17 protein-coding genes are annotated in these 25,950 nt (G+C 44.6%); 9 read left to right on the plus strand and 8 right to left on the minus strand.

Features of this window, described 5'->3' with window-relative positions:
• Positions 1-305 precede the first annotated feature (305 nt).
• Positions 306-4,097 (plus strand): PAS domain-containing protein, encoded by a 3,792-nt coding sequence (locus PN836_RS16270; protein WP_395340231.1) that lies wholly within the window; start codon positions 306-308, stop codon positions 4,095-4,097.
• Between the two features lie 42 nt (positions 4,098-4,139).
• On the opposite strand, the gene PN836_RS16275 is transcribed toward PN836_RS16270, so the two are convergent.
• The gene (locus PN836_RS16275; protein WP_395340233.1) at positions 4,140-6,050 is read right to left on the minus strand and encodes a DUF5060 domain-containing protein; all 1,911 of its coding nucleotides are present in this window, start codon (positions 6,048-6,050) and stop codon (positions 4,140-4,142) included.
• Positions 6,051-6,220: 170 nt separating this feature from the next.
• Positions 6,221-6,538, minus strand: coding sequence for a met regulon transcriptional regulator MetJ (metJ, locus tag PN836_RS16280; protein ID WP_395340236.1), 318 nt, complete (start codon positions 6,536-6,538; stop codon positions 6,221-6,223).
• Positions 6,539-6,677: 139 nt separating this feature from the next.
• Between metJ and metF the strand changes: the two genes are divergently transcribed.
• Both metF and PN836_RS16290 read left to right on the plus strand, forming a co-directional pair.
• Positions 6,678-7,559: a methylenetetrahydrofolate reductase gene (gene metF / locus PN836_RS16285; RefSeq protein WP_395340238.1), complete on the plus strand. Its 882-nt coding sequence runs from the start codon at positions 6,678-6,680 to the stop codon at positions 7,557-7,559.
• 114 nt (positions 7,560-7,673) lie between these two features.
• Positions 7,674-8,687: a virulence factor BrkB family protein gene (locus PN836_RS16290; RefSeq protein ID WP_395340241.1), complete on the plus strand. Its 1,014-nt coding sequence runs from the start codon at positions 7,674-7,676 to the stop codon at positions 8,685-8,687.
• A 2-nt stretch (positions 8,688-8,689) separates the two neighbouring features.
• Here the strand turns inward: PN836_RS16290 and PN836_RS16295 are convergent, their stop codons facing one another.
• The 5 genes from PN836_RS16295 to mutH all read right to left on the minus strand — a co-directional run bounded on the left by PN836_RS16295 (position 8,690) and on the right by mutH (position 14,107).
• A complete protein-coding gene (locus tag PN836_RS16295; RefSeq protein WP_395340243.1) occupies positions 8,690-10,198 on the minus strand; it encodes an ATP-binding protein in 1,509 nt (502 codons plus the stop codon).
• A gap of 204 nt (positions 10,199-10,402) precedes the next feature.
• The gene (locus PN836_RS16300; RefSeq protein WP_395340245.1) at positions 10,403-11,110 is read right to left on the minus strand and encodes a response regulator; all 708 of its coding nucleotides are present in this window, start codon (positions 11,108-11,110) and stop codon (positions 10,403-10,405) included.
• A 69-nt stretch (positions 11,111-11,179) separates the two neighbouring features.
• A complete protein-coding gene (locus tag PN836_RS16305; protein ID WP_395340248.1) occupies positions 11,180-12,787 on the minus strand; it encodes a DUF4397 domain-containing protein in 1,608 nt (535 codons plus the stop codon).
• Between the two features lie 322 nt (positions 12,788-13,109).
• Positions 13,110-13,355 carry a YfhL family 4Fe-4S dicluster ferredoxin gene (locus tag PN836_RS16310; protein WP_395340251.1) on the minus strand — a complete coding sequence of 82 codons (246 nt, stop codon included), beginning with the start codon at positions 13,353-13,355 and terminating at the stop codon, positions 13,110-13,112.
• 74 nt (positions 13,356-13,429) lie between these two features.
• The gene (gene mutH / locus PN836_RS16315) at positions 13,430-14,107 is read right to left on the minus strand and encodes a DNA mismatch repair endonuclease MutH (protein ID WP_395340253.1); all 678 of its coding nucleotides are present in this window, start codon (positions 14,105-14,107) and stop codon (positions 13,430-13,432) included.
• A gap of 165 nt (positions 14,108-14,272) precedes the next feature.
• Here mutH and rppH point away from each other — a divergent pair, with 165 nt between their 5' ends.
• The 5 genes from rppH (at position 14,273) to PN836_RS16340 (ending at position 19,766) form a co-directional block, all read left to right on the plus strand.
• Positions 14,273-14,803 carry an RNA pyrophosphohydrolase gene (gene rppH / locus PN836_RS16320; protein WP_395340255.1) on the plus strand — a complete coding sequence of 177 codons (531 nt, stop codon included), beginning with the start codon at positions 14,273-14,275 and terminating at the stop codon, positions 14,801-14,803.
• A 64-nt stretch (positions 14,804-14,867) separates the two neighbouring features.
• A complete protein-coding gene (gene ptsP / locus PN836_RS16325) occupies positions 14,868-17,153 on the plus strand; it encodes a phosphoenolpyruvate--protein phosphotransferase (RefSeq protein WP_395340257.1) in 2,286 nt (761 codons plus the stop codon).
• Positions 17,154-17,960, plus strand: coding sequence for a sulfite exporter TauE/SafE family protein (locus PN836_RS16330; protein WP_395340260.1), 807 nt, complete (start codon positions 17,154-17,156; stop codon positions 17,958-17,960).
• A gap of 3 nt (positions 17,961-17,963) precedes the next feature.
• Positions 17,964-18,914: a prolipoprotein diacylglyceryl transferase gene (gene lgt, locus PN836_RS16335; protein WP_395340263.1), complete on the plus strand. Its 951-nt coding sequence runs from the start codon at positions 17,964-17,966 to the stop codon at positions 18,912-18,914.
• Positions 18,915-19,766 carry a thymidylate synthase gene (locus PN836_RS16340; protein ID WP_395340265.1) on the plus strand — a complete coding sequence of 284 codons (852 nt, stop codon included), beginning with the start codon at positions 18,915-18,917 and terminating at the stop codon, positions 19,764-19,766.
• 35 nt (positions 19,767-19,801) lie between these two features.
• Here PN836_RS16340 and PN836_RS16345 read toward each other — a convergent pair whose 3' ends face one another.
• On the minus strand, positions 19,802-24,154 hold the full coding sequence (locus PN836_RS16345; RefSeq protein WP_395340267.1) for a DEAD/DEAH box helicase: 4,353 nt from the start codon (positions 24,152-24,154) through the stop codon (positions 19,802-19,804).
• A gap of 711 nt (positions 24,155-24,865) precedes the next feature.
• Between PN836_RS16345 and PN836_RS16350 the strand changes: the two genes are divergently transcribed.
• On the plus strand, positions 24,866-25,918 hold the full coding sequence (locus tag PN836_RS16350; protein ID WP_395340269.1) for a response regulator: 1,053 nt from the start codon (positions 24,866-24,868) through the stop codon (positions 25,916-25,918).
• The last annotated feature ends 32 nt before the right edge of the window (positions 25,919-25,950 follow it).

Genomic DNA, 25,950 nt, shown 5'->3' on the forward strand with positions numbered 1-25,950 from the left:
TGTACGGCTATCCATAAACAATCACTATTCCATAAGGTGTTAAACTAACAAGCCGTTGTTCGCGTTGACAATTAGACACCCAGCTTTATGTCTTCAGTACCCAATTATCATCTGATTAACAGCCTACAGCGGAGCGGAGTAAGTAAACCCGCGTTAAAGTATATCCTTATGCACATAAAAAAACACCAAGCATAGTTGGTCTGTTAAAATATGCCGTAGTATGATAAACCCTGATAACTATTTAACACAAGATGTACACAAGCGATACGAATCAGCAAGAATAATAATAAAAAATGGAAATTCGCATGCCTATCCGTCAGCTAAGCGTCAAGCTTATTTTGCTTATATCACTGCTTACCAGCAGCCAACATGCGTTTGCTTTGAACGGTTTTTTTGAAGATAAGAGTCCTGAACAGCTTATATCAGGCATCTATATTCTGCTTGGGATCCTCGTTTTATTATTAGTTATGCCCATTGTTCAATTTTACTATGCCGAGCTTAGAGCAAAAGTTGCAAATGAGGAAACTGAGCGAAACAAGCGAATACTAAATGCAGTCGACACCGGTATAGTTCACCTTGATCTGAACGGTATTGTAAAATACGTGAACGACACTAGCTTATCTTGGTTCAAGGTTGACGAGTCGCAACTCCTAAATAAAGCATTGATATCGGTCTTTGACACTAGCGACCATTCTGATATTCGAACAGCGCTAAGAGCTGAACCCTCTGTTGTAGAGGCACAAGTACTGGATCAAAACACACTGGTAAGTTTGCGTTTTGACGAAAGCTTTTATCAAGGCGATGATACCCTTCGCGTAATCTTGGTTCGTTTAGTGGAACCAAGGTCACCACATGCTTTTGGCAGGATAGAAGAGCGTGACAATAATGGGTTTGATGAGCCTCTATTAGCAGAACATGACCAAGCAAACATTGAAACGCCCATCGACAATATCGCCATAGTCAATATCGACTTGCGTGACGACACTTTTACTCACGATATGGCCTTGGACCACTTGCTGAATATGGAAGCGCCGATGGATGCAACAGGCACTTCGGATGCAAGACCGCTTTCAATCTTTGAGCAGCGAATAAAGCAAACGGATATGGGACTTTGGCGTGAAGCGTTAAAGCGAATAAAACGCGAGGATATGGCAAACGTCAATTTGCGTATGCTACAGAACGGCGAACACGACGAACCAGTATTCATTGAAGTTCATATCGAATTTAGCAAACCCAAGGCAACGGAGGATAGAATTTCTCATAGCCCGACCGAATCTGAGTTTGCGCAGTTCCAGCTTTCCATTCAACCAGCATTGAATATGCAAGCGTCACAAAGCGCCTTGTCAGAATTGCGTCATGAATGTGCCAAAGCGAAACACCAAATTCAAGGCATGCAACAGTCACTTGCAAGGGCTGATAAATTCAATGAACAACTGTTGTCGCTTTCACCCAGTGCGGTGGGGCTGATTGACAAAGATCATAACATCATCAGCGCAAATGAAGCGATGCTCAAGCGGTTTAAATATGGCGAGAGAGAGTTAACAAAAGGCAATATTTACTCGCTATTTATGAATACTGAAGAGGCAACGAAGGTCAACAATTCCTTGAAGGAACATGGCCGAGTATCTGATTTTCATTGCATCTTCAAAGGTAAAGACGGAAAAGCCTATCCTGGTGAGCTTACTATTGAGGTATTAGATGACCAGAAGCAAGCGTATTTATTTTGGATCATTGATAGAGCAGACGAGCAGTTTCAACGGGACAAATTTGAGAATTTGCTACAGCACAGCAGCATGCCCCTGGCGATTTTGACCGACGAAGGTTTCAGCAAGTATAACCAAGCGGCAAGCGATTTCTTTGGCGTGGATGATAAAAGCGCTTTACTCGGCATTTATCCTTTTGATACGTCTTTGAATCGCTCAGAAGAAGAGGCTATAGAATTAAAAAGTGTCGTTGATAAGGCCAGGATAAACGGCAAAGTTCAGAATCTAACGTGGACGCATATGATCAACGGCCAATCCGTGCCTTGCGATATTACCATCACCCCTATTTATAAAGACCAAGACTTTGATTCAGTACTGTGTCTGTGGACTGATTTTAGAGAGCTGACTAAAGTGACTGAGCAGCTTAGAAGCACCAATGAGCGGGTAGAAGAGGCGCAAGATGAGATAGAGCAAACGCAGAGTTTGTTGTTAAGCCATCAGTTAGAGCTTGATAATAAAACTAATGCGCTAACGCAGACGCAAAATGATCTAACGCAAACTCAAGAGAGTTTGCTTAATACCCAATCACAATTCAGCGAATTACAAGGCGACTATGATTCCACTCGCGAAAACTTTAGCCAACTAGAGGGTGAGCTTAAGCGCAATCGCGAATTGCTTGATGCGGCTGAAAAGAACAATACACATTTGTCGGAGCAGTTAGAGCAGGTCGTTGCCGAAGCGAAAGCGCTAACGCAGCAACGAGAAGACATTGAGAAAGCCCTTGTGGATACAGCAGCGCGCAATCATCGTGCGCAGCAGGATGCAATCTTTATCAGCAAACAGACATTTGCCTTGCATAAAGAAAGATCGAACACAGACAAGGAACTAGAAGCATTGCGCGAACAACTGGCGCTTATGAAACAACAAGTGAGCGAAAAGGACGAGCAGCTCAATACCGTCACAGGGCAGATAAGTATGCTCGAGGATGATGTTGAGTTAGCGCAAGCAAATGCAAACCGTCTTGAACAGAAATTAGAAGAGCAAGCCTTAGAAACCGAAGCATCTATAGTGCATCAGCGCGAACTGGAAGGACGCGATAAATCGCAACAACAAGAGCTGAGCGAAACACAATCACATTTGAGTGATCTTTCAAAACAGCTTGCAGATGTTGAAAAACAAGCGCATAACCAGCAAAGCACAATGCGTGCAGAGCAAACAAAACTGACTGATGAGCTAAACGCGACTTTAGCAAAGCTGAGTCAAGCTGAGTCTGATTTGCTCGCAGCTAAAGCGGCATCCGCATACGAAAAAGCGGAAAATGAGAAGTACGACGATACGCTTGAAAATTTAAGTATTCTGGTTGATGCAGCCAAATCTGAGGCAGATGAGCAAAGAGAAGCACTTAAACAAAGCGAGCAGCAATGGCGTAAAGAGCAAGAAAGTCTTAACGAACAACGAGAAATGCTTGAGCAAACTCTGGCACAAACGAATGATGAAAATACATCCTTAAAAGCAGAACTAGAGGAGCGCGCCCAAGCGCTTGCTGAAGCGAAGAAGGCGGTGGATGTGCAACAGCAAGGGCAAGCTGAGTTAAGAAAAGAGCTGAATGAGGCAAAACATCTAATCAGCACGCTACAAACTAATATTGTCGATAAAGCCGATGAAGCTGCAGTGTTATCTGCACAGCTTAAAGACAGCGAAGAACAGGAGCGCAAAGAACTTCAGAGCATACAAAGTGCAGAAGAAAAGTCGCTTGCATCTGAGGCGAAGCTGCAGACACTTGAAAATGAATACAAACAAAGCAAGTCACTGCTCATGGCGCAGGAAAAAGAGCAGGCTGCCCTAAAAGAAAAACTGATGTCGCTAGAGTCTGTTCTTGCAAGCAAAGAGCAAGATTTAGCACGGCAAGTTAACGCCTTGCAAGAGGCAACTCAAGAGTTAAGCGTTACTAAGAACAAGCTCAGTCAGCAAGAGCGCGCGCTTATCGCCATGCAAGCTCAGGAGTCCTCGACGGCGTTTGTGAGACCAGATATTGAAAGCTTACCGTTGCCGGTCCGCCCTCAGCTTTGGTTTGATTTGCGCAAATATGTGCAAACGCATGACGCACCGCAATCACTTTTTGAAGACCTAAAGCAGCTCATCGACGACATCGAATCCCACATGGCACTCGCCGAGGAAGTCATAAACAATAACGATGTAAGAAAAATGGCAACGGTGGCGGGCGAGCTCGTTAGCATAGCAAAAATACTGCATTCTGAAGCTTTATTGGAGTTGACTCAAAGTGTTGAGAAAGACTGTCACGATGGTTTGGTGGATAACGTGTCGATTAGATGGCCTTCCACAAAGGCAGCGCTGAACATGAGCCTGCGCGCAGTATACGAGCATCTAACTTGAGTGTTTGTTTGTCATTTAGACTTAGCGGGTGTGATAGCCTTGCTACTTGTCAACTTTGGTCAGTACTGCAACCCAGTCTTGCTCACGATTTTCTCGCCCACCCGGTGGGAAGCCAACGCGTGAATGCGTTTTACCGACGATAAATCGCTCTTCATCGCCAGCAACTAAATCACCGCCCTCTCGAGGGTTAAACCACATTATTTCGTATTCTTCACCCAGTTTCCCAATGCGTAAGTCTTGCATACCACGTCCTAGCGCTGAAAAATAGACTGCGTAAATATCATTTGGTTTTCCAAACACACGAATACCTAAGTGATGCATAGAGCTTTCAAAGATTGGTTGCATCTCATTAAATGGCAGATGTTCGTGCATAAACTCGCGAGCGATTTTGTTTTGATCCCAAAATAGGTCTCGGCTTCGAAAGTCTTGCGCGTTTAGATCAGTTTCTGGACTTTCATACCCGAAATACCATTCCACACCAAATCCTCCACCAAATAGAACTGGCCAAAGTACATCATTTCTTGGGTTGTTGTGACTGGGATCTTCTTCATCCGTCAGCAATGCAAATCCAGCTCCGCCAGGCTCATCCACAGCGATTGCCCAAGGTTTACCTGCGTTTCTCGACAGTAGATACCATTTTCGCAACCGAGGATATACATCTTTAAAGTTAACATCGTCTAACTGTAAGGATGCACCTGTCAGTTCAGATTGTTCGCCGATGAGTGCACCATAAAGATCATCTCGTTTGGGAAAGGTGTGCATCACAATATGCTGATTTTTATATGGTGATACCGCCCTTATATACGCTGCAACAGCCCTTTGGTGATACGCGCTTTCGTTTTGCTCTTCGCCAATATTCCAGTTCAAAGCAGGGTGGTGGGCAAATCGTGCAATAATTTCCCTATAATAAAGCTTATTCTCTAAACCGAACTCACCCTTATCCATAATGTGGTCTGTTTCGTTTTCATGTATTTTAAAATGCAGAAAGAAATGCTTTTCTGAAGCAAACGTAAACAATTTATTCCATTGTGCGAGTTTGCTGACATCGAACCGGGTGCGGTGGAAATAGTTTTCCCATGCTTTTTTATTGTTGCCTTTACTGGCATAGGCTTCGTAATTTTCCATCTCGCCCTCACGAATAAGATGCGGGAAAACGTTACGGTCATCGCCGTCCACATTAAAGGTCAAAAAAGAAATGGAGTTTAACCCTTCTTCGTGTAAATAGTTGATTGCACCAAGCAGCGCTTTACCTTTACCGTCTTGCCAGGTGTAGGCTTGCAAAGCATCGTTATAGTCCTGAAGGTGTGGAGACCAAGACTTTCGACGTTTGGCTACATTGGTCGTGCCGTCAAAGTCATTATAGGCCAATAAGTTCTCAGGAGAATCAACCCCCGTTTTTATGAAGTAGTCTTTCGATCCTGAGAATTGCAAGTAGGCCTCTTTGACATACAACAGAGGTCCTCGTGAATATGGATTCTTGTCTAAATTCTCAAATACCTCAAATTGGCCACTTACTTCATGAAGGGGCGCGATACCTTGTGCTGCACTAGTGTCGTCGGCAACGGCGATGTCTTTGCCTTGTAAAAAGCGGATTTTATAATCCCATATGCCTGTTTTATTGGGCGCAAACCTCACTCGCCATTTGTTTCCGTTACTTGCGCTGGTTTCGGCAGCATTGCCATCGGCGGCGAAAAAGCCAGGGACAACGAAGGTGCTTTGCCCATGTGTAAATAAGACGTCCATGCGATAGTCTAAAAATGGGTTAACGTCGCCAAGTTCACTTGCGTGAGGTCCGTCGAATGTCATTTCAATTGGGGTAAACAGTGTATGCTTTTCGATGTTGCCGGTATTGTCAGCATGCGCTTGACCTGTGCTCAATGCGCAGATGATGCCTGCTAAAAAGTAAAAGATACCTGCTATAGAATCTATTTGGCGTTGCCTTGTAAACTGCATATCGTGCCCTTTTCCATGATATTCACATAAAGTCATTTTAAATCAAAATGAATCATACAACATCACTAAATTGCGTGTTAGGGGCTTGTTTTGTGGTAATACTTAAAAAGGCATGGCAATAGGCGCCAAAATTATCCCGTCACCTGCGGTCGCAACAAGCTCAATAGTGCCTATTTTTGGTTTTTGTGCGCTTCATCTTCCATCAATTGCATAATTTTGCGAGCTTCGAGCGGAATGCGCTCAGGATTATCTTTCATCAAGTCATTATCGTTAGGCAGAGGCTGCCCGGTGAAGGCGTGCAAAAAGGCTTCGCACAGCAATTCTGAATTAGTCGCGTGACGCAGATTGTTGATTTGACGACGCGTACGCTCATCAGTAAGTACTTTAAGGACGTTGATTGGAATGGAGACAGTCACTTTTTTCACTTGCTCAGACTTCTTTCCATGCTCTGCGTAAGGATGGATATACTTGCCGTTCCACTTTGCCATGTTTACTACCGACTGTTTTAAATGCTTATATGAAAAGTCTAACTGGAATAATAAAAAGGTCAATCTAGACGTGTAAACTGCTTGACGTCTAGACGTAGTTTTCGTAGTTTAGACGTCTAAACGTCTACAAGGGTTTTTCATGGTATCGTATGCACAAGGCATAGACGCACTCAACCAGTCGCTATCGGAGCTGACGGATATTGACGTCTCGTTTGAATTTTTTCCCCCGTCATCGCCTTCAATGGAGACTACATTGTGGAAGTCTGTTGAGCGCCTTGCACCGCTAAAGCCCAACTATATGTCCGTTACATACGGGGCAAACAGCGGTGAGCGAGACCGTACACATGATGTTGTCAAGCGGATTCATAAAGACACAGGTGTGCCAACAGCACCTCATTTAACCTGCGTAGACGCAAGTCGTGAGGAACTTAAACAAATTGCACAGGATTATTGGGATTCGGGTATCCGGCGTATTGTTGCGCTGAGAGGTGATTTACCCGAAGGGGTTGATAAAACTGATATGTACGCAAGCGACTTAGTTGCTTTGTTAAAAGACGTGGCAGATTTTGATGTGTCGGTGGCGGCTTATCCGGAAAAGCACCCTGAGGCACCCAATGATCAATTTGATTTGCTTAATTTAAAGCGTAAGGCTGAGGCAGGCGCAAACGAAGCCATTACGCAGTTTTTCTTTGACACCAGTGTCTTCCTGCGATTTAGAGACCGAGCCGCGGCGGCGGGTATTGACCTTGATATTGTTCCTGGAATTTTGCCAGTCACCAATTATCAAACCTTGATCCGCTTTGCTGGATTCACCAATGTGCACGTGCCGTCATGGCTGCATAAAATGTATGACGGTCTTGATAAAGACGACCAAGCAACGCGGAATTTGTTAGGCGCAAATATTGCCATGGACATGGTGAAGGTACTGGCGAAAGAAGGTGTGAAACACTTTCACTTTTACACTTTGAATCGCAGCGAACTTAGCTATGCAATTTGTCATATGCTTGGGCTTCGCCGCTAGGCCTCCTTTGGCAAGTTGTGACCGACGATAGTCCCTTAATTTGGCACTTTTAGCTATAACGCGTTAAACTTAAGGTATGAACCATAAGCAGATGATGCATCCTAGGCTATCCGTATGAGTTACTCTCTAAGCGCGAAAGCCTATTACGAAGCGAGAAAACCGCTCGTTATCGATATATTAAAGACCTTTCTCAGGCATTTGAAATCTGAGCGCATCACTGTGTCATCAGGACATATGGCATTCGTCAGCCTCTTAGCATTAGTGCCAGTTATCATGGTCTTTTTTATGATCATGTCCGCTTTTCCCGCATTTAGTGAAATTCGCACGCTTTTTGAAGATTTTATTTTTAGTAACTTCTTGCCCGCATCTGGCGATGTTATGCAAACACATATAGGCGAATTTGTCAGCAATGCATCGGGAATGGGCGCGGTCGGAATTGGCTCACTGTTGGTTGTTTCTTTACTGTTGATTTCAAACATCGACAAAACCCTCAATCATCTGTGGCAAGCAAAAGCTGACCGCCCGCTTGTGTATACATTTGCGATTTACTGGATGGTAATTACCTTAGGGCCGCTACTCATTGGAGTGAGTATTGCGGTAAGTTCATATTTGGGCGCAATTGCGTCTTTTGCGGATGACTATACACCAGGTTTTGGAACCGCCTTTCTGAAATTAGTGCCCAGCATCGCCGCGGTTGGCGCGTTCATGATTTTATACATGGTTGTGCCGAATCGCCCTGTGCGCGCTAAATACGCCATTTGGGGTGCCGTTTTAGCTGCCGTATTGTTTGAGGTATCGAAAAAAGCCTTTGCCTTTTACGTCGCCAGCTTTCCATCGTACCAAATAATATATGGCGCGCTTGCTGTGGTGCCTATTCTCTTTATGTGGGTCTATCTATGCTGGATTGTGGTTTTTCTTGGTGCAGTGTTTAGTTTTGCAATTACCACCACTTGTGAGCGTTACCTTGAAAACGAAAAGCAGGAAAACCAACAACTCAGCGGACATAGCAAATCAGAACCAGACTCCATTACCAAGCGAGAGCTTGATACTCGTCCCTTGTCCCAAAGCCAAGTTACGATGATTGACGGGGCGAAGGCAAAAGACTTGGAAGTGATCGCCAAAGAGTAGCATCAAGCGTCTGTCAAGGTCTTGCTTGCAATGGGGAGCGTAATTTCAACATTTAAACCTGATAGATAACTTAATTGAAGTGCATCGGCTTGGTCTGATGTGTCGGCATTTCCCGACCTTGCCTGAATACTTCCCCCATGCATGTCGATGACTTTTTTCGCTATCGCCAGCCCTAATCCTACCCCTCCAGTATCCCGCTCCCGAGCTTCAGAGGCACGAAAAAAGGGTTCAAATATATGCGATACTGCATCATCTGATACGCCATCTCCATCGTCTGAAACGCATATCTTAATACTCTCACGGTGCTGAAAAATGCTAATTTGAACGCAGGTTCTCGCATATTTTAAGGCGTTTCGGATCAGATTCTCAAAGGCACTGTTGAGTTTTGATTCGACACCTAGCACCACCGGGTCTGCATTGTTGCCTGTGTGGTCACAAAGTTCTACGCTAAGGCCTTTACCTTGAGCTTCAAATTTTGCATCAGCTAAAATACGCGAAAGAACCTTGCTTAAGTCAAGCGCTTCAAATTCTTGCTCCTCGGCGTCTCGCCAGTCAGCAAGACTAAGCAATTGCGTAATAAGTAAGTTTAATCGTTGGGTCTCCAGTTCCGCTCGATTTAACTTGGTATCAACATCTTGCCAGTTTCCTTTTCGTATTGCTCGTCGTAACAAATCGTAAGCAACCTGTTGGCGCGCTAGGGGGGATTTCAGCTCGTGAGAAATATCACTTAACAACTGCTGTTGAGCGTTTACATGTCGCCGGATTTGAGTCGCCATGGAGTTAAAGTCACGACTGAGGCCGCCCAGTTCATCTTTTCCAATGGATTTTGCTTCAATTTGCACATCCAGTTCCCCTTTTGCCATTCTCTGACTCGCTCGGCGGAGTCGGCGAACCGGCTTTACCACCGACCACGCCAGCATAAAACACAATATGCCGCTAAAAATGACGATGCCAATGAGGAAAAAAGAGGGGTTAGGGCGCGTTTCTCCTAAAAATAGGCTAAGGGGATTAGGTTTAGCGAAAAAAAGTGAGTATGTGCGGCCGTCAATGTCGATTATACCGGGGCCAGAAAACTGTGTTCCTGCGCTCTCAATGCTGCCAAGTGCAGGTGAATTTACCAAGGGTATGACCTCATCGGAAACCATCAATGCAGCGGGGGGTAAGGCGTAAATTGGCTCAAGGGTATTGTGCTCAATAAGCAACATTGGAAGGCGCATTTTTAGCGCAATATCGCGCAACAGGGCGGTTAAACTGCTATCTGTGCCTGAGGCGCTAATAGATACATCACTGCCTTGACTCGTGCTGAGTTGTTCACTAAACGCTTCTTCAACTTTGCCAGCTAAATATTGAAAACGCTGAGAGTCTTGTTCACTCCAAGGCGCCATTTCTACGCGTGTTAATAACTGATTGGCTAAATAGGCTGTGCTGCCGACCAAAAAGATGTTTGCTATCCAAAACCATAAAAAAATGCGAAAGAAGAAGGAGTTGACCAACGAAGCGAGGCGTTTCACTATTTAACCTCAGCTCGGGATAAGCGACAGCGCCAAGCAGCGCTAACAACGCGAATTACTGCGTTGCAAAAGCGAGCAATAGAATAACTATTACGTCTCTTTTGCGCCTTGCACTTCACGTTTTTATCACTACTTGGTGACAATTTATTAAATACATCGTTAAAACATGCACTTGCACTATCGCTTATCCCGAGTTGAGGTTATTTAGTCCCAATGGTCTATTAGCATATAAGCTTGAGGGCGAATAGTCCGAATGATTTCAATTTCGGTGTATTTGGCAAGCTTACGCCTGATGTTACTGATATGCATATCTATGCTTCTATCGTAGCTTTCAAGTGGTTTACCAAAAAGCTTCAGGCTAATAGATGCTTTGGCTACTCGCTGCCCTTTTTGCAGAGCAAGCAGCTGTAACAAGCTGTATTCAGTGCCTGTTAAATTTACAAACTGATCATTAAAAAATAATTGATGTGCTCTGCAGTCGAACATCATTGGACCTATGTCCATACTAGCTACTGTATTGCCGTACTGATTGAATTTCATTCGCCGCAATAAGGCTTTTATTCGCGCCAGTAGTTCTCTTGTGCTAAATGGTTTAGATAGATAATCGTCCGCACCAAGCTCTAAGCCAAGCACGCGATCAAACTCGTCCGATTTTGCGGTAAGTAAAATGATCGGGATGGTACTGCTTTGGCGAATGGCTTTAAGTACATCGAAGCCATTTAACTTCGGCAACATGAGGTCAAGTAATACAACGTCAAAACTTTTGCCGGATATTGCCTGTTCAAGCCCGCTTTCGCCATCATGGCAAAGTGTTAAAGAAAAACCCTCGCTAGATAGATACTCATCTAATAGCGAGGTCATTTCTGTGTCGTCATCAACATACAAAATGTGAGTAGGGCAACTAGTTTCCATAGTTATCAAAAAACGTCCTGTATTTTAAGCTCGAGAGTGAAGCAATGCAGTGCACTTGCTCTCAGTTGGCTAGTCTGCATCTGCCTGCGGCGTTTGTGGAATAAACCGCATGCTGTAATCACTCACAGCGTCAGTATTGGCCTCAAATATCAAAAAAAGTTCAGGACTTTGTTCGTCGAGAATTAACAATTCGCTGCTAAGAATAATATCGCGACCATCAATATTAGCGATTGCATACACTTCGTAAGTGTTGTTACGTAGCACCACATTTCGCGGTGTGGCGAGTCCAACGGTTCGCCGATTATCAGCGGTTTCTATGCTTTCATCGCTTTTCACAAAATAGAAAGTAACGCCTGTGAAATCATCAGAATCAACAAGATTAACAATTTCGACTTCATGATCGTAGATGCCGCTTCTATTACTATTACTTACAACAAGCGTTTGAATAATGGCTTCAGTAGCGTCAATGATACCGTCTCCATTCTCATCAATGTCGCCGTCTCCGTCTTCATCAACTGAGGTCTCATCGGTGTAATAAAATAAACTGCGCTGAGTATTGGCGGGCAGGCTAACTAGCTGATTTTGAAGTAGGAATGTATCGCTTCCACTGATCTGCGTATCAAAATTGTAATCGCCATTTTCAACTAAAAAGTAGTCTGTAAATTGACCCACTTCTAAGGCCTCAGTGAGTACCGTTGTGTTTTGATCCTTATCAAGCGGTTTCGTTGAGCTGACTTGTATTTGACCTTGGTAGGTGGGAAGCAAGCTTGATGCTTGAATACCGTTGTAAATTCTAAATTGTGCTTGTGCGTTGCTGGCTTGATATTCAACATTTGATGTGCGCGCGATATTGTCGATGACAAAGGGCGTTTGGTCTGCCCCAAAGTTCTCGCGTATCGCGATAATATACTGATTGGAAAATGGATAGCTGACTTCAACCGAGGTAAACAAAACTTCACTACTTCCTGCGTCAGTAATGTAGAAAACATATTGATCTTCTTCGAGTTTGGCATTGTCAGACAGGTTAAGATAGTTGTGCGTACCCATCAATTGTGCTTCGTTGAAGGTTTCATCTGACTTGGACATATAGACATCGATGCTTTGAAAATCTGGGTGTAAATTTAAAAATCGTAGATTGAATATGTCATCGTCTGTATCATTCTCATCATCAATAACCGGAACGGTAAACTGGGTGACAACAGGGTTTGGGAATGTTTCGGTCAGCACATACATAATGATGGTTTCAGATGGAACGTAGAGTGAGCTCTCGTAAATTATTTCTAAGTCGGTGCGCAAACTGCTGTCTTCGTCTTGCCACGCAAGTTCAAGGTTATAGTCACGCGCTGGCACCTCTATGTCACTGCTTGCTTGAGCGTAATCAACGCCAGCGAAGGTTTGTTCTACCTCGTCATCAAAATCCTCGTCTAAGTCTTCATCTAAGGTTAAATATATTTCAGGTGCGTTTGGTGAGGCATTATAAAGCTTTATAAAACCGGGTTCGCCATCATCATCGCTACTTGAGCCACAAGCGCTTAGCACTAACAGGGCGAAAACAAGGCTCAGTATCTTGAGCATCACGGTATTTGATATGTTCGTCCGTTTTTGAATGCAGTTCGAAAGTGATGACGAAAACGACCAAAGGCGAAAATTTACTGAGGGAAAGCCAGAGCTTCTCATGTACTGTCTCCATGAATAAGTACGAAAGATTGAACGAGTAATTGGCAGTTGGGCCCTGGCGTTCTTTGCTGCAAAATCATACAGCAAAGAACACCAAGCCCCAGTTTGCCACTGCGAGTATTGGCAGAGCTGCGGGGAAATAGCGCAAGTGTATGTGCGAATACTGAGGCTATGTCAGCATAATAGAAGGCTTAGTTCAGTGTCTTTACAAAGCTTTACAAGCTTTACATTTGTCTTACGGATGGGTGACGTTTTGATACATTGGCATCACGCCGTCGTGTTGCATACGGCGCTTTTATTATCAGATGGCGCTGAGATAGTGCTAACCATGCATTGCTGCATATTTTTCTGCAAGTTGATCCAAAGTTTCCTTATGCTGAGGGCTGGGCACAATACACTCAACTGGACACACACTGACACAACTTGGGGTGTCGTAGTGACCCACACATTCAGTGCATTTGTCGGAATTAATTTCGAAAATCTCGCTGCCCATGCTGATTGCTTCGTTGGGACATTCTTCAGGGCATAGGTCACAATTTATGCATTCTTCGGTGATATATAGGGCCATATTTGATTCCTCATTGGGATAATACCCACTCAATATACCAAAAAGACACCTGATGAGTCCTTGATCAGCATCAACTAAAATGCTTGGTTTAAAATGGATTGAGTGAAGTGTTTGCGCAGGTAAAATCCGCGAGGCCGCGTTTGGATGATTTTACCATTTTCACCAATGGCCTCAGTGAGCGCTCTTCCATTTGCTGCCTTTGGCCTAAGCTGCAAAAACTCCCCTTTTCGTGCATCAATGGTCTGTACTTTGCCAAGCGCAATCAAATCCATTAGCTCGTTGAAATCCTGCTCTAAACTGGCATTTTGTGCGGCATTGGGCGTCCAAATAAATCCCGAGCCGATTATTCTGTTTGCTATCGGGATGTCACGCTCGCCTTGCACAGGTACCCATAAAACGCACTGGAGCTTGTTTTTCACATTGCTCGAGTCCCAAGTGATGCCGTTGATGTTGGTCAGTGGTGCATAACACACATAGGTTGTTTCTAGCGGCGTATTCTGGTGACTCAAAGGCAGGGTTTTAAGCTCTACGCCTAAGTGTGGAAAGTCTTGTTCAGGTTTGCTGCCCGCGCTTGCACCTAAGGCCCTTTCAATCAGTTGCCCCGTCCAGCCTTTGTGACGTGTAAAGTCTTTCGGAACTTGCACATCCAGCGATTGTGCTAACTCGCCAAATGTGAGGCCTGCGATGTCGGCCACGCGAGACATTAGTTGCGCAATTGAATCGGGCGAATTGTTAAGCGCGGTGCTGCTCATTGGTTTTGCTGTCACTATTTATTGACCGAAAAATTAGAGGATTGCTTTAAACAAGATAGAGACGCTTAGTTTACCACTGTGTGCTGAGGTAACAATTACTTTGAATAAGTGCAAGTTTGTGAAAGAATGGCTGCATATTAAGATTGAATGCGCTAGGTAATCTAAGTGATTGATACCGAAGGATTCCGCGCGAATGTTGGCATAATTATATGCAATAAATCAGGTCAGGTTTTATGGGCCAGGCGATACGGCCAGCATTCATGGCAGTTCCCGCAGGGGGGGATTGACCAAGGCGAAACAGCCGAACAAGCTATGTACAGAGAGTTGTATGAAGAAGTTGGGCTAAAAGAAAAAGACGTGAACATCCTTGCTGTCAGCCGCGGTTGGCTGAGATACAAACTCCCTAAACGACTGATTCGTAAGGGAAGCGATCCTGTTTGTATTGGACAAAAACAAAGGTGGTTTTTGTTGCAGCTAAGCTGCCATGAAAAAGACGTGAATTTAGCTGCCTGCGGTCACCCCGAATTTGACGATTGGCGCTGGGTTAATTACTGGTACCCAATCCGCAATGTGGTGTCGTTCAAACGCGAGGTTTATAGAAGAGCGTTGGCAGAGTTTGTTCATGTGGCGATGCCATCGAATCGACCTAATTCAAACAATCACCATAAAAAAGGTCGACGTAAAAAGCCTCGATAAGGCAGATAAGTTTTCACACTCCCAACTTTTATGCACATTACCTTAGTATTGATTCGAGGCATCCATGTTAACCAGTCTTAAGCAGATTATTCAGGAAGTCAGCCAAACGCCTGGTCTAGATAATTCATTGACGACGCTGGTGAGTATGGTTAAAACAACGATGCAGGTAGATGCATGCAGCGTGTATTTGTCGGATTATTCTAAGCGATGTTTGATACTAAGAGCCACTGATGGACTCGACCCAAATGCCGTTGGAAAGGTAAAAATTGGCTTTAATGAGGGCTTGATTGGCTTAGTGGGCGACATAGGAGAGCCTGTAAATATTGAAGATGCACCTCGCCATCCACGCTTTAAACATTTCCCTGAAGTTAAAGAAGATAACTATCACGCATTTATTGGTACGCCCATCATTTATCAGCGCAAGGTGTATGGTGTTATCACCATACAGCAAAAAAAGGCGCGTCGTTTTAGCGAAGATGACGAGGCGTTTTTAATTACACTGGCAGCACAGATTGCACTTGAAATTGTCAACACGCAATTGCACGGTGAGGCGAACCCCAACTTACCTGAAAACAATCAGATCGCAAAAAAAGTAAACGGCATTCCAGGCTCGCCAGGATTAGCCATGGGCATAGGCTTTGCAGTTAACTTTAAGAATGACTTGAAACAGCTGATTACGCGCAAATGCGACGATCCTAATACACAAATTAGTCTGTATCGCAATGCCGTGGAACTCACACGAACACAGGTGGCTGAACTTTCTGCAGATTTAAGTGAGAAATTGCCGGAGGACGTGCGCGCCATATTTCAACTATACCATCAACTGCTTGACGCAAATAGCTTAGGACGAGAGGTAGAAAAAGAAATTCACCTTGGTTGGGATGCCGCTTCATCATTAAAGTTTGTGGTAGAACGCTATGCTTCGCGCTTTGAGAATATGGACGATCCATACATGCGTGAACGAGCGGTGGACATTGTGGACCTATCTAATCGTATTTTGAACAATATCTTGCAAACCAGCGCGGGCAAAGAGGAGCCAATCAACACAAATGAAAGCTGCATTTTGGTTGCCCAAGAGGTAAGTGCCCCTATGCTGGCGGAGTTTTCTCGTGAACGCTTAGCTGGCATTATTTCCATTCAAGGTTCAAACAACTCTCACGCAGCAATATTAGCTCGCGCGATGGGCGTGCCTGCAGTGATGGGTCTTCAAAGCATATCGATTAATTTGTTGAAAAAGGCGCAGCTGTTTATCGACGGCTATTCTGGCGAGGTTGTCATTAATTTTGATGCGCAGCAGCGCGAGCAGTATCAGCGTCTGATTGATGAGGAAGAGGCGCTTTATCGCAAAATTAGCGAGCAGGGCGATCAGGCAAGCGTGACGCAAGATGGGCAAAAAATCTCGCTTTTAGTGAATGCTGGTTTAACGGCAAGCATAGAAATGGAGCAATTCACCCATGGTGAGGGAATAGGTCTGTATCGCACCGAGATCCCATTTATGATGCGCGATCGCTTCCCATCTGAGCGCGAACAGTCTGAACTGTACAAAAGCGTACTTCGCGAACATCCGACCAAAGAAATTACCATGCGAACGCTTGATGTCGGTGGCGATAAGCCTTTGTCGTACTTCCCCATCAATGAAGAAAACCCCTTTTTGGGTTGGCGTGGTATCCGCTTAACGCTTGATCACCCTGACATATTTCTGATGCAAGTTAGAGCGATGCTGCGCGCAAGCATTGGTTTGTCGAACCTGCATATTCTGCTGCCGATGATCTCCAACGTCGAAGAAGTAGACGAAGCCAAACGATTAATCAAACAAGCCTTTCTAGAAGTAAAAGAAGAGGCATTAAGCGAGCAAAAAATGCTCTCAAAACCCGCGGTGGGGATTATGTTAGAAGTACCTGCGGTTATCTTTCAGCTGCCACAGCTCGCGCAGCGTGTGGATTTCTTTTCAGTGGGCACGAATGACCTAACTCAGTATTTGCTGGCTGTGGATAGAAACAACGCGAGAGTATCCTCTTTGTATTCCAGCTATTACCCTTCGGTATTAGCCGCCCTTCACCAAATATTCCAAAGCGCGCAAGCACACAAAGTGCCCGTAACAGTGTGCGGAGAGCTTGCAGGCGAGCCTCTGGGCGCGGTTATTTTGATGGCAATGGGATATCGAAAGCTGAGCATGAACGCACATAGTCTTCGTAAAATTAATTGGGTAATAAGAAACACCAATATTGGTGAAATTGAAGCCCAGCTTCCCAGCATTCTTAATCAAGAATCGCCTGACGATGTCAAGGCGCTAGTCGATAAGTATCTGGAGTCGAAAGGCCTAGGTGGGCTTGTAAGAGCAGGCGCATAAATGGAGCCAGTATTACTGTTAATGCTGTATTGTGTCGCGATTGGCTCTGTTGTGGGCATTATGGCAGGTTTGCTGGGTATTGGTGGTGGCTTGATTTTTGTACCAGCCGCACTATTTTTATTTCAGCATCTGTTAGGGATGAGCATTGAAAATGCCATGCCTATGGTGGTTGCTACTTCACTTTCCACTGTTATTTTTACAGGTATTTCTTCTGCCCGTACGCACTACAAACTTGGCAATTTAGACAGTCAAATCTTTAAATTTTCAGCACTTGGCATTTCAATTGGCGCGGTGTTAGGGGCCCAATTTGCTTCTGCCATTTCTGGCGTATTGCTCCAGCGCATATTTGCTGTACTGGTTATTCTGATTGCATTGCAAATGGTATTCAATCGTCATCGAACATCGAAATACCATACCGGAACCGCTGTGCTGTCTGGCATCGGCTTTAGCAGTGGTTTTGTGTCGTCAATTATGGGCATAGGCGGAGGTGCACTGATTGTGCCTGCTCTGGTATGGTTTCAAGTCAATATCAGAAAAGCCATTGGCTGCGCGAGTGCTTGTGGCGTTTTGATCGCCTTTTTCGGTACCCTTAGTTTCGTTTATGCTGGCTGGCAACAGCCTTATTTACCCGAGTATTCCCTTGGTTATGTGTATTTACCTGCCACGCTCGGCATTGTAATCAGCTCTATGTTAACCGCACGCATTGGTGCTAAACTTACTGCGCGTTTAGACACTCATAAACTTAAAAAGATATTCGCCATATTCCTTGTGCTGGTGAGTATCAGAATGTTGATAGGAATTGAATAGCCAATGGCTGATGGAACGTATCTAAGCTTCCCGCAAATAGACCCGATAATTTTTGAAATTGGTCCACTAGCACTTCGCTGGTATGGCTTGATGTATTTGATTGGCTTTGCAGCTGCTTATTTTTTGGCTTCGCGCAGATTGCCGCGCACCGGTTGGACAAAAGAGCAGCTTTCTGACCTCCTATTTTGGTGCTTTATGGGCGTCATAATCGGCGGCCGAATAGGCTATGTACTCTTTTATAACTTCTCTACATTTTTAGATAACCCTCTGTATCTATTCAAAATATGGGAAGGCGGCATGTCTTTTCATGGTGGGTGTTTAGGGGTAATTGGCGCGGCATTTTTGTACGCGAAAAAACAAAACTGGTCGTTTTTACAAGTGGGCGACTTTATTGCGCCCTTAGTCCCTTTAGGTTTAGGCGCAGGAAGAATTGGCAACTTCATCAATGGTGAACTGTGGGGCAGGGCGACAGATGTGCCTTGGGCCTTTATATTTCCAGGTGCTGGAAATATTGCGCGACATCCTTCTCAATTGTATCAGTTCGCCTTGGAGGGCGTGCTTCTGTTTGCCATTGTGTGGCTGTACTCGGCTAAACCCCGCCCAACGGGCGCCGTGGGAGGGTTATTCTTGGCAGGTTATGGTTTATTCAGATTTATCGTGGAGTTTTTTCGCGAACCAGATGAACACTTGGCTGATTTATACGGCTCAGTCATTACACAGGGTCAAATGCTCAGTATTCCGATGATACTGGCGGGACTTGGGCTGATAACATATGCCTACAAAAAGCGAGAGACGATTGCCTTTGTTTCTGTTCGCCATGTCAATGCGGGCAAAGACAATGCAGGCAAAGACAAAGCGCGCAAAGGAAAAGCGGGCTTAAGCAAAGCTGAATTAAAAACAGCACACTCACCAAAAACATCCAGCAAAAAACAAAATAGAAAAAAGGCAAAGTAAGTGGATCAGTACGAGCGTTTATGTAAACGAATTATCGAAGAAGGTAGCTGGGTCGAGAATAAGCGTACCGGCATTCGTTGCCTTACTGCCATCAATGCAGATTTAGAGTACGATGTTGGCAACAATCAGTTTCCCTTAGTCACGACGAGAAAGTGTTTTTACAAAGCGGCTATCGCTGAGCTCTTGGGTTATTTGCGGGGCTACGATAATGCGGCGCAATTTAGAGCAATAGGCTGCAATACGTGGAATGCCAATGCGAATGAAAATGAAGCTTGGTTAAACAATCCTGCTCGCAAAGGTAAAGACGATATGGGCAGAGTTTATGGCGTACAAGGCCGCGCATGGCAGCGACCAGACGGCAGCGCCCTCGACCAACTCAAAAAAGTCGTAAACAATCTTTCGCAAGGCATAGATGACAGAGGCGAGATAATCACCTTTTACAACCCGGGTGAATTTCACTTAGGTTGTTTACGCCCCTGCATGCACACCCATACCTTTTCTTTACTTGGTGACACCTTGCATTTAACCAGCTATATGCGCAGCTGTGATGTTCCCCTTGGCTTAACTTTTAATATGCCGCAGTGTTTCGTCCTGCTCGCTTTAATGGCGCAAATAACGGGTCATAAAGCGGGTAAAGTGTTTCACAAAATAGTCAATGCGCATATTTATGAGAATCAGCTAGCACCTATGCAGGATGTGCAGCTCGCAAGGGAGCCATACCCCATGCCCTCACTGCAAATAAACTCGGATATAAAAAGCTTAGAAGATATTGAGACTTGGGTGAGCACGGATGACTTTAGCGTGGAAAATTATCAGTTCCATCCTGCTATTGCTTATCCTTTCGCGGTATAGGCCACGGGCTTTATGCTATCCACGTTGAGGTTAATTTAGAGAGTCTCTTTTAGCAGCACAAGCATGTCGTCAACCGATAAGTTTTGTACTTGCTCGTTTCCAGCTAAGAGTGAATCTGCTAAATCGCGCTTTTGCTGGTGAAGAGAAACGATTTTCTCTTCAATGGTATCTTTTGCCACTAATCGATAAATAATGACTGGGCGTGTTTGTCCCATTCTGTGTGCGCGGTCAGATGCTTGATCTTCAACCGCAGGGTTCCACCATGGATCCATATGAATCACATAGTCGGCACCTGTCAGGTTGAGTCCAAACCCTCCTGCTTTAAGGCTAATTAAAAATACCTCACCTTCGCCCGCTTGAAAATCATTCACACTTTTTTTGCGTTGCGCACTGGTGCTTGAGCCATCGAGGTATTGATATGCCAAACCGCGCGCCTCGATGTGCTGTTTGATTAACTGCAAGTGCCCAACAAACTGGCTAAAAATGAGAGCCCTATGCTGATTAGCCCTAAGCTCAACTAGCAACTCGTCAAGGGCGGCAAGTTTAGCACTGGGCAAGTCACTTTCTGCCAGTATAAGCTTGGGATTGCAGCAGGCCTGGCGCAACTTGACCAGCTCTGCTAACAAGCGAATTCGCTGCTCGCCGGCATTGGCACTAGCGTTTGCCTCAGCCATCTTCTCAAGTGCGTTGAGACGAATGGCTTCGTAAAAGGCCTGCTCCTGCTCGCTTAATTGGACGGATATATTGATTTCAGTGCGCGAGGGGAGCTCAGTTAGTACTTGGCTTTTTAAGCGTCGCAGAATAAAGGGTTTTATTAAGGCTTTAAGCGATAAACTTGCTTTGTGTGCGGCAAGTCTGTCCTCTTTTGCATTCGCAATAGGCTGAATAAAACGCTTATGAAATTGCTTTAGATTGCCTAAAAGCCCCGGATTAACGAAGCGAAATAAACTCCACAGTTCGCTTAAATCGTTTTCAATCGGCGTGCCGGTGGTGATCATCTTAAAATCGGCTTTTAAGGTGTATGCCGCCTTTGTTCGCTTTGCTACTGGGTTTTTAAGGGCTTGCGCTTCGTCTGCGACAATGGTGCTCCATTTTACTTGCGCCAATATCTCAGTTTCGCGCTGCAGTAAACCATAGCTTACCAACAAGCAGTCGAAAGGTTTAAGTGCTTTGAGTAAGTTCGTTCGTTGTGAAATTGAAGGCGCGTCGGACAATACGATCACATTTAAAGACGGCGCGAATTTAAGCGCTTCTTGCTGCCAATTGAAACATACAGAGGTAGGTGCAATGACTAAGCTTGGTCCGTTTTTCGCCTTAGCCAGCAATACCGCCAAGGCCTGTAAAGTCTTACCTAGCCCCATATCATCGGCCAAGCAGGCGCCTGCACCCCAGTGCGATAAACGCATCGCCCAGTCGTAGCCTACCTGTTGATAATCTCTAAGGCTGGCTTCAAAGTTTTTGGGTAAGGGAATATCTAGCGTGTTGGACTCATGCATCAGCGCTGTTTGTTTATCCCACGCATCAATGGTTTTCATGCGCATGCCTTGCAACGCGTCTTCTACTTGCGGTGCAGACAGCGGATGAAAGCTTCCCTCATCGGTCACTTGTTCAAGATATTCAAGTTTTTGTTTTAAATCGTGACTTAAGGCCAACACGCGCTGGCTATCAAGCTCTATATAGCGCCCGTTGCTACTGGATACTAAAGCAAGCAGTTTTCGCAACTCAATGACCTGTTCATCGTCTATACGAATATTGCCTGTGATATCAAACCATTCATTTTCTTTTACTACCGCAAGCTGCATGCGCTCGGCGGTTAAGGCCTGGCTGATCTTGATTTTTTTACCCTTAGGCCAGCGCAATATTGCCGCAAGCTTGTTCTCGCTTACTGCCCGCTCCAACTGCTCCAAGGCATCAAGCGCGAGTTGATAATCGTCGACCCTGAGCACATTGTCGGCCATAGACAAAAACGCAGGGCAGGTAGCGTCAAGCGCATCAAGTAAGTGCTGCTCGTGAATGAGGTCGCGCTGCACGCTGATACGCTTGCCATCTATTTGTGCGCTCATGCTAGGAGAGCCAGAGCCAGGTTTGCAAATAGGGCCCTTTTGTCCAAAGGGCATTTGCACGCAGGTGAATATCAAACCGTCATTTGTGGGCTCTATATTGATATAAAGATTTAGGTCGGGTTCAACGGTATCAAGCCCTGTGTCAATGGCGTCTAAGTCTGAGCGAATATTCAAAAATGGCGCGATGGCGGCAATTCCCTGCAATGCCCTATTTTTAGCCGACATGGGGACTAACAGACCTTCCTCACCCAGCACCGCCATGACTTTAAGATGAGACTGACTAAAAGGCGTAAATTGATAGCTCGTGTGATTGAGGCGCTTCACCGTATAGTTTTTAATTGGCTGGAATGCATTTTCATCAGCCGCAAAACCATTGCTGCTTGAACCATGCAAGCCCTCTAGTGATTCAGAGAGGGTGAGACAAAGCTGCTCGGGTAGTTCGCTAACAATCAGCTCAGGTTCTTGAAGCTTTAAATCAATGGCCTGTTCTAAATCATCTTCTAAATATAAATTTTCGATGCCTATTGCTGCACGAAGTGCCCGCTCGCCATCAAGACGATATTGGTCTTTGGCATAGTATCCATAGCCTGTATAGCACTCAATAGCGCGACACATTTGCTGATCACTTGGACTTAAATAGTCAAAGCTACCGGCGTTCTCGTAAAGGCGTTTTAGTGACACGATGCGCCCTTTTGTCCAACCTGTTCGCGTCGATTTTTGTTCTCGCGGCGCAATACTATCTTCAAAGCGGCCTAAACGAAGCTCCCATATTATGCGCACTTTAGATGATTCAGAGTGTACTTTTGCATCTGGCGCGTTTTGCTTTTCTGCAGGACTGAGCGCAATAAGTCTATCAAGCGCATATTCCCAGCTTTGCTTTGCACTTATTTGAGCAGGTAAATTAAGCTTAATATCAACACTTAGTGGCTTGGTCGCATCTGAAGTGCCGGATAAGTTGTCGGAAGGTGAAAAAGCAAAATGGGTTTGCACTTGTTTGATAAGCGCAACAAAGCTTGAAAGCCCGATTTTTTCTAGGGCCTGTTTTGCGCTTAAAGCTGCGTTTTCAAGTAAAGCCTTGATATCACCCGCTACACTTTCGTTACACCATGCATGTCCGTAAAGCATGCTTAAACGACATAGCTGGAAGAAACACACATTGAGACTTTCTAGATTCTGAATGTGAGCTAAACGCTCTGTGTAAGAATTGCCATTGACTAGGCATTTGAGCATGCTTTGCATAGTCGCTGATACTAAACGGATATCTTCAAAGGAGCTGCGATCATCATGCTCGTATGATGCAAAGTCCAGTGCGTTTTGTCTCAATTTGGGCTGATCATGACTATTTTGTGCAATCAGCGCCAACTGATGAAAAAAGCCAGGAATACCTCCAATGTATTGACGCTTTCGCCGCGCAATTTTATTTTTAGCTTTGATAGCAAGGTCAAAAGCTTCCAAGGCCTCAGTAAGCTCAGCCATAAAGACATGATAAATGCCACGAAGTTGCAGGGCATAGGTGCTTTGCAACTTCGTATCACTTATTGCTAAGTATTCGTCGAAGCGGCATTGATAAAGATAAAACTCTGCCAGTAGGAGTCGTAGCGTTTGTTTATCAGATTGCTTTTGGCAAAAGTCTTCAAGCAGCGAAAGTGGATAAGCAATTGACTGACCTTCTTTTAGGCACAATCTAAGCAAGCTGGCGAAGGCGAGATATTGAATATCATTCGGCAAATCTGAAAACTGTTCTTCTTGATATGGTAGGAAACATAATTCCACCAAAATACGATTTTTTTCAACATCAATTAATTGCGGGTTTTTATTGGGCTCAAGCAAGTCGATAAAATTATGCATTTCACCCAATAAAAAGAGGTCGCGCAACACTCTTGTTTTATCTGATAAAACCCTGCGCCATTGAAGATTCTGAATCACAGGCATCACTTGCTCAGATGCGCGCAAAATATGGATAAATCTCAAACCGTTGAACTGCGTCAAACCTTGAGGCTCTGCATTCAGCAATTGCTTTACAAGCGCGTTAGCCAGTAAACGATTAAGCACAAAGCCTTCTTTTTTGCTAAGCAAGATCCCTTGCTCGGTGAGTGAGGCTCGTCTATCTGTGGTAAATTGGTAATGCGACGCGCGCCCAGGTAAAAAGCCTTCCTCCGTTAAGGTTTTTACTACACTAATAAGCTTAGTTGTCCCAATTGGGTTGTAGATGACAGCTAGTAAAAGCAGAAGCGAACGCTCTTTTTCATCGATGCTGGCAAACCAGTTAAGAAGCTTGTCGCGTTGGGCTAGCGTGTTTGAATTAATAAGCGCTGTTGTTGGCATAGACAGTATGGATAGAGATGGAAGAACACAAATACCTAATCGCAGTTGTTGAGTTAAAGCCGTTCACGTCCGATCATTTAATCGTAACACATAGGTAAAAGTTCGCCTAAACAAGTTAATAGTTAACCTCAACTCGCGATAAGCGATAGTGCAAATGCATGTTTTAACTATGTATTTATTAAATTATCACCAAGTAGTGATAAAAACGTGAAATGCAAGGCGCAAAAGTGACGTAATAGTCGTTCTATTGCTCGCTTTTGCAACGCAGTAATTCGCGTTTTTAGCGCTACTTGGCGCTGTCGCTTATCCCGAGTTGAGGTTATTTTAGCAATTTGTTGCTTATCGAAATCCTTATGGCTGGTAGCGATAAGTTGACGACGCTTTTCAAAAAAATCATTGCTCCCTAAAAATGCATACACATCCGTGTTACTCAAAGGTTCGCCCATTTCACTTAAGGCTTGGCCTTTTTGCCAACTGGCTCATTCATATTTTATTCACAACTCTTAATTGGTTGTTTTCACATTTTTCTTACGAAGCATACCAGCTGATTTTCAACAAGTAAGCCCTTGAAACGAATAATTCTAACTTGCTCTTAGGTGATAAATATGTAAACTTTTTGAGCCAGCGTACGATACCATTACTAAGTATCAGGTTATGCTAGGTAACCACGTTTGATTTGTGAGACACTTTGACGCTTATAAAGGATTTATTATGTCTCTTCCTGTTCTGATTTGTGACGATTCCGCATTCGCTCGAAAAGCGATGGCGCGCTCGTTGCCGGATGAGTGGGATGTATCTATTTCTTATGCCAGTAATGGAGAAGAAGCGCTGGAGCAAATTCGTGCGGGCAAGGGCGATATTATGTTCCTTGATTTGAACATGCCGGTGCTAGATGGTTACGGGACTATGGAGGCGATCCGAAAAGACGATTTGCCCACCATGGTCATCGTGGTGTCGGGCGATGTCCAAGAAGGTGCCTACAAGCGGATGATGGAATTGGGTGCGCTCGATTTTATTCGCAAGCCCATAGATAACGCCAAACTCAGTACAATACTGTCCAAGTATGGCATTTATGACGGTAAATCCTCTTCCGAAAAACGTGCAAATAACGCTGATGTGTCTACAGGCGACTCCTTATCTGAAAAACTTGACGCATTCAGAGAAGTCGCAAATGTTGCGATGGGGCAAGCAGGCGAAAACCTGGCGAAAACCTTAGATAAATTTGTCGATTTACCTATTCCAAATGTAAGCATTGTCCACAGTAATGAAATTTCGATGATGTTGACCAATATCGACTCAAATCAGAGCGTGTCTGCGGTATCTAAAGGCTTTGTGAGTCCAGATATCAAAGGCGAAGCGTTGATTATTTTTAATGATACAAATATCACAGCAATACAACAGCTTCTTGGCGCCAAGCAAAATACGTCGAGTGCCGATATCGAAGTCTTAATGGACGTATCGAATATTATTATTGGTGCTTGTTTGAACGCATTATCTACCCAGCTTTCCTTAAAATTTACGCACAACACTCCCATCCTGCTCGGTATTCAATGTGGTCTGGACGATATTGTGAGCAATACCACCACTCGCTGGGAGAAGATGCTTGTTGTAGAAATAGCCTATTCAGTGTCTAGCGAAAATATAAATTTTGAGCTTCTATTAGTGATTCCTGACTTGCATATCGATGCCGCCTTCTCGCGACTGCTAAAGGCTCAAGAGCTGATTCAAATGAATGCAGTGCAACAAAAGGCGCTTGCATCGTGACAGTAACGAATTCTAATTGGCAGCAAGCGCTG

This window comes from Ningiella algicola, assembly GCF_028401415.2.
In the GTDB taxonomy this organism is placed as follows: domain Bacteria; phylum Pseudomonadota; class Gammaproteobacteria; order Enterobacterales; family Alteromonadaceae; genus Glaciecola.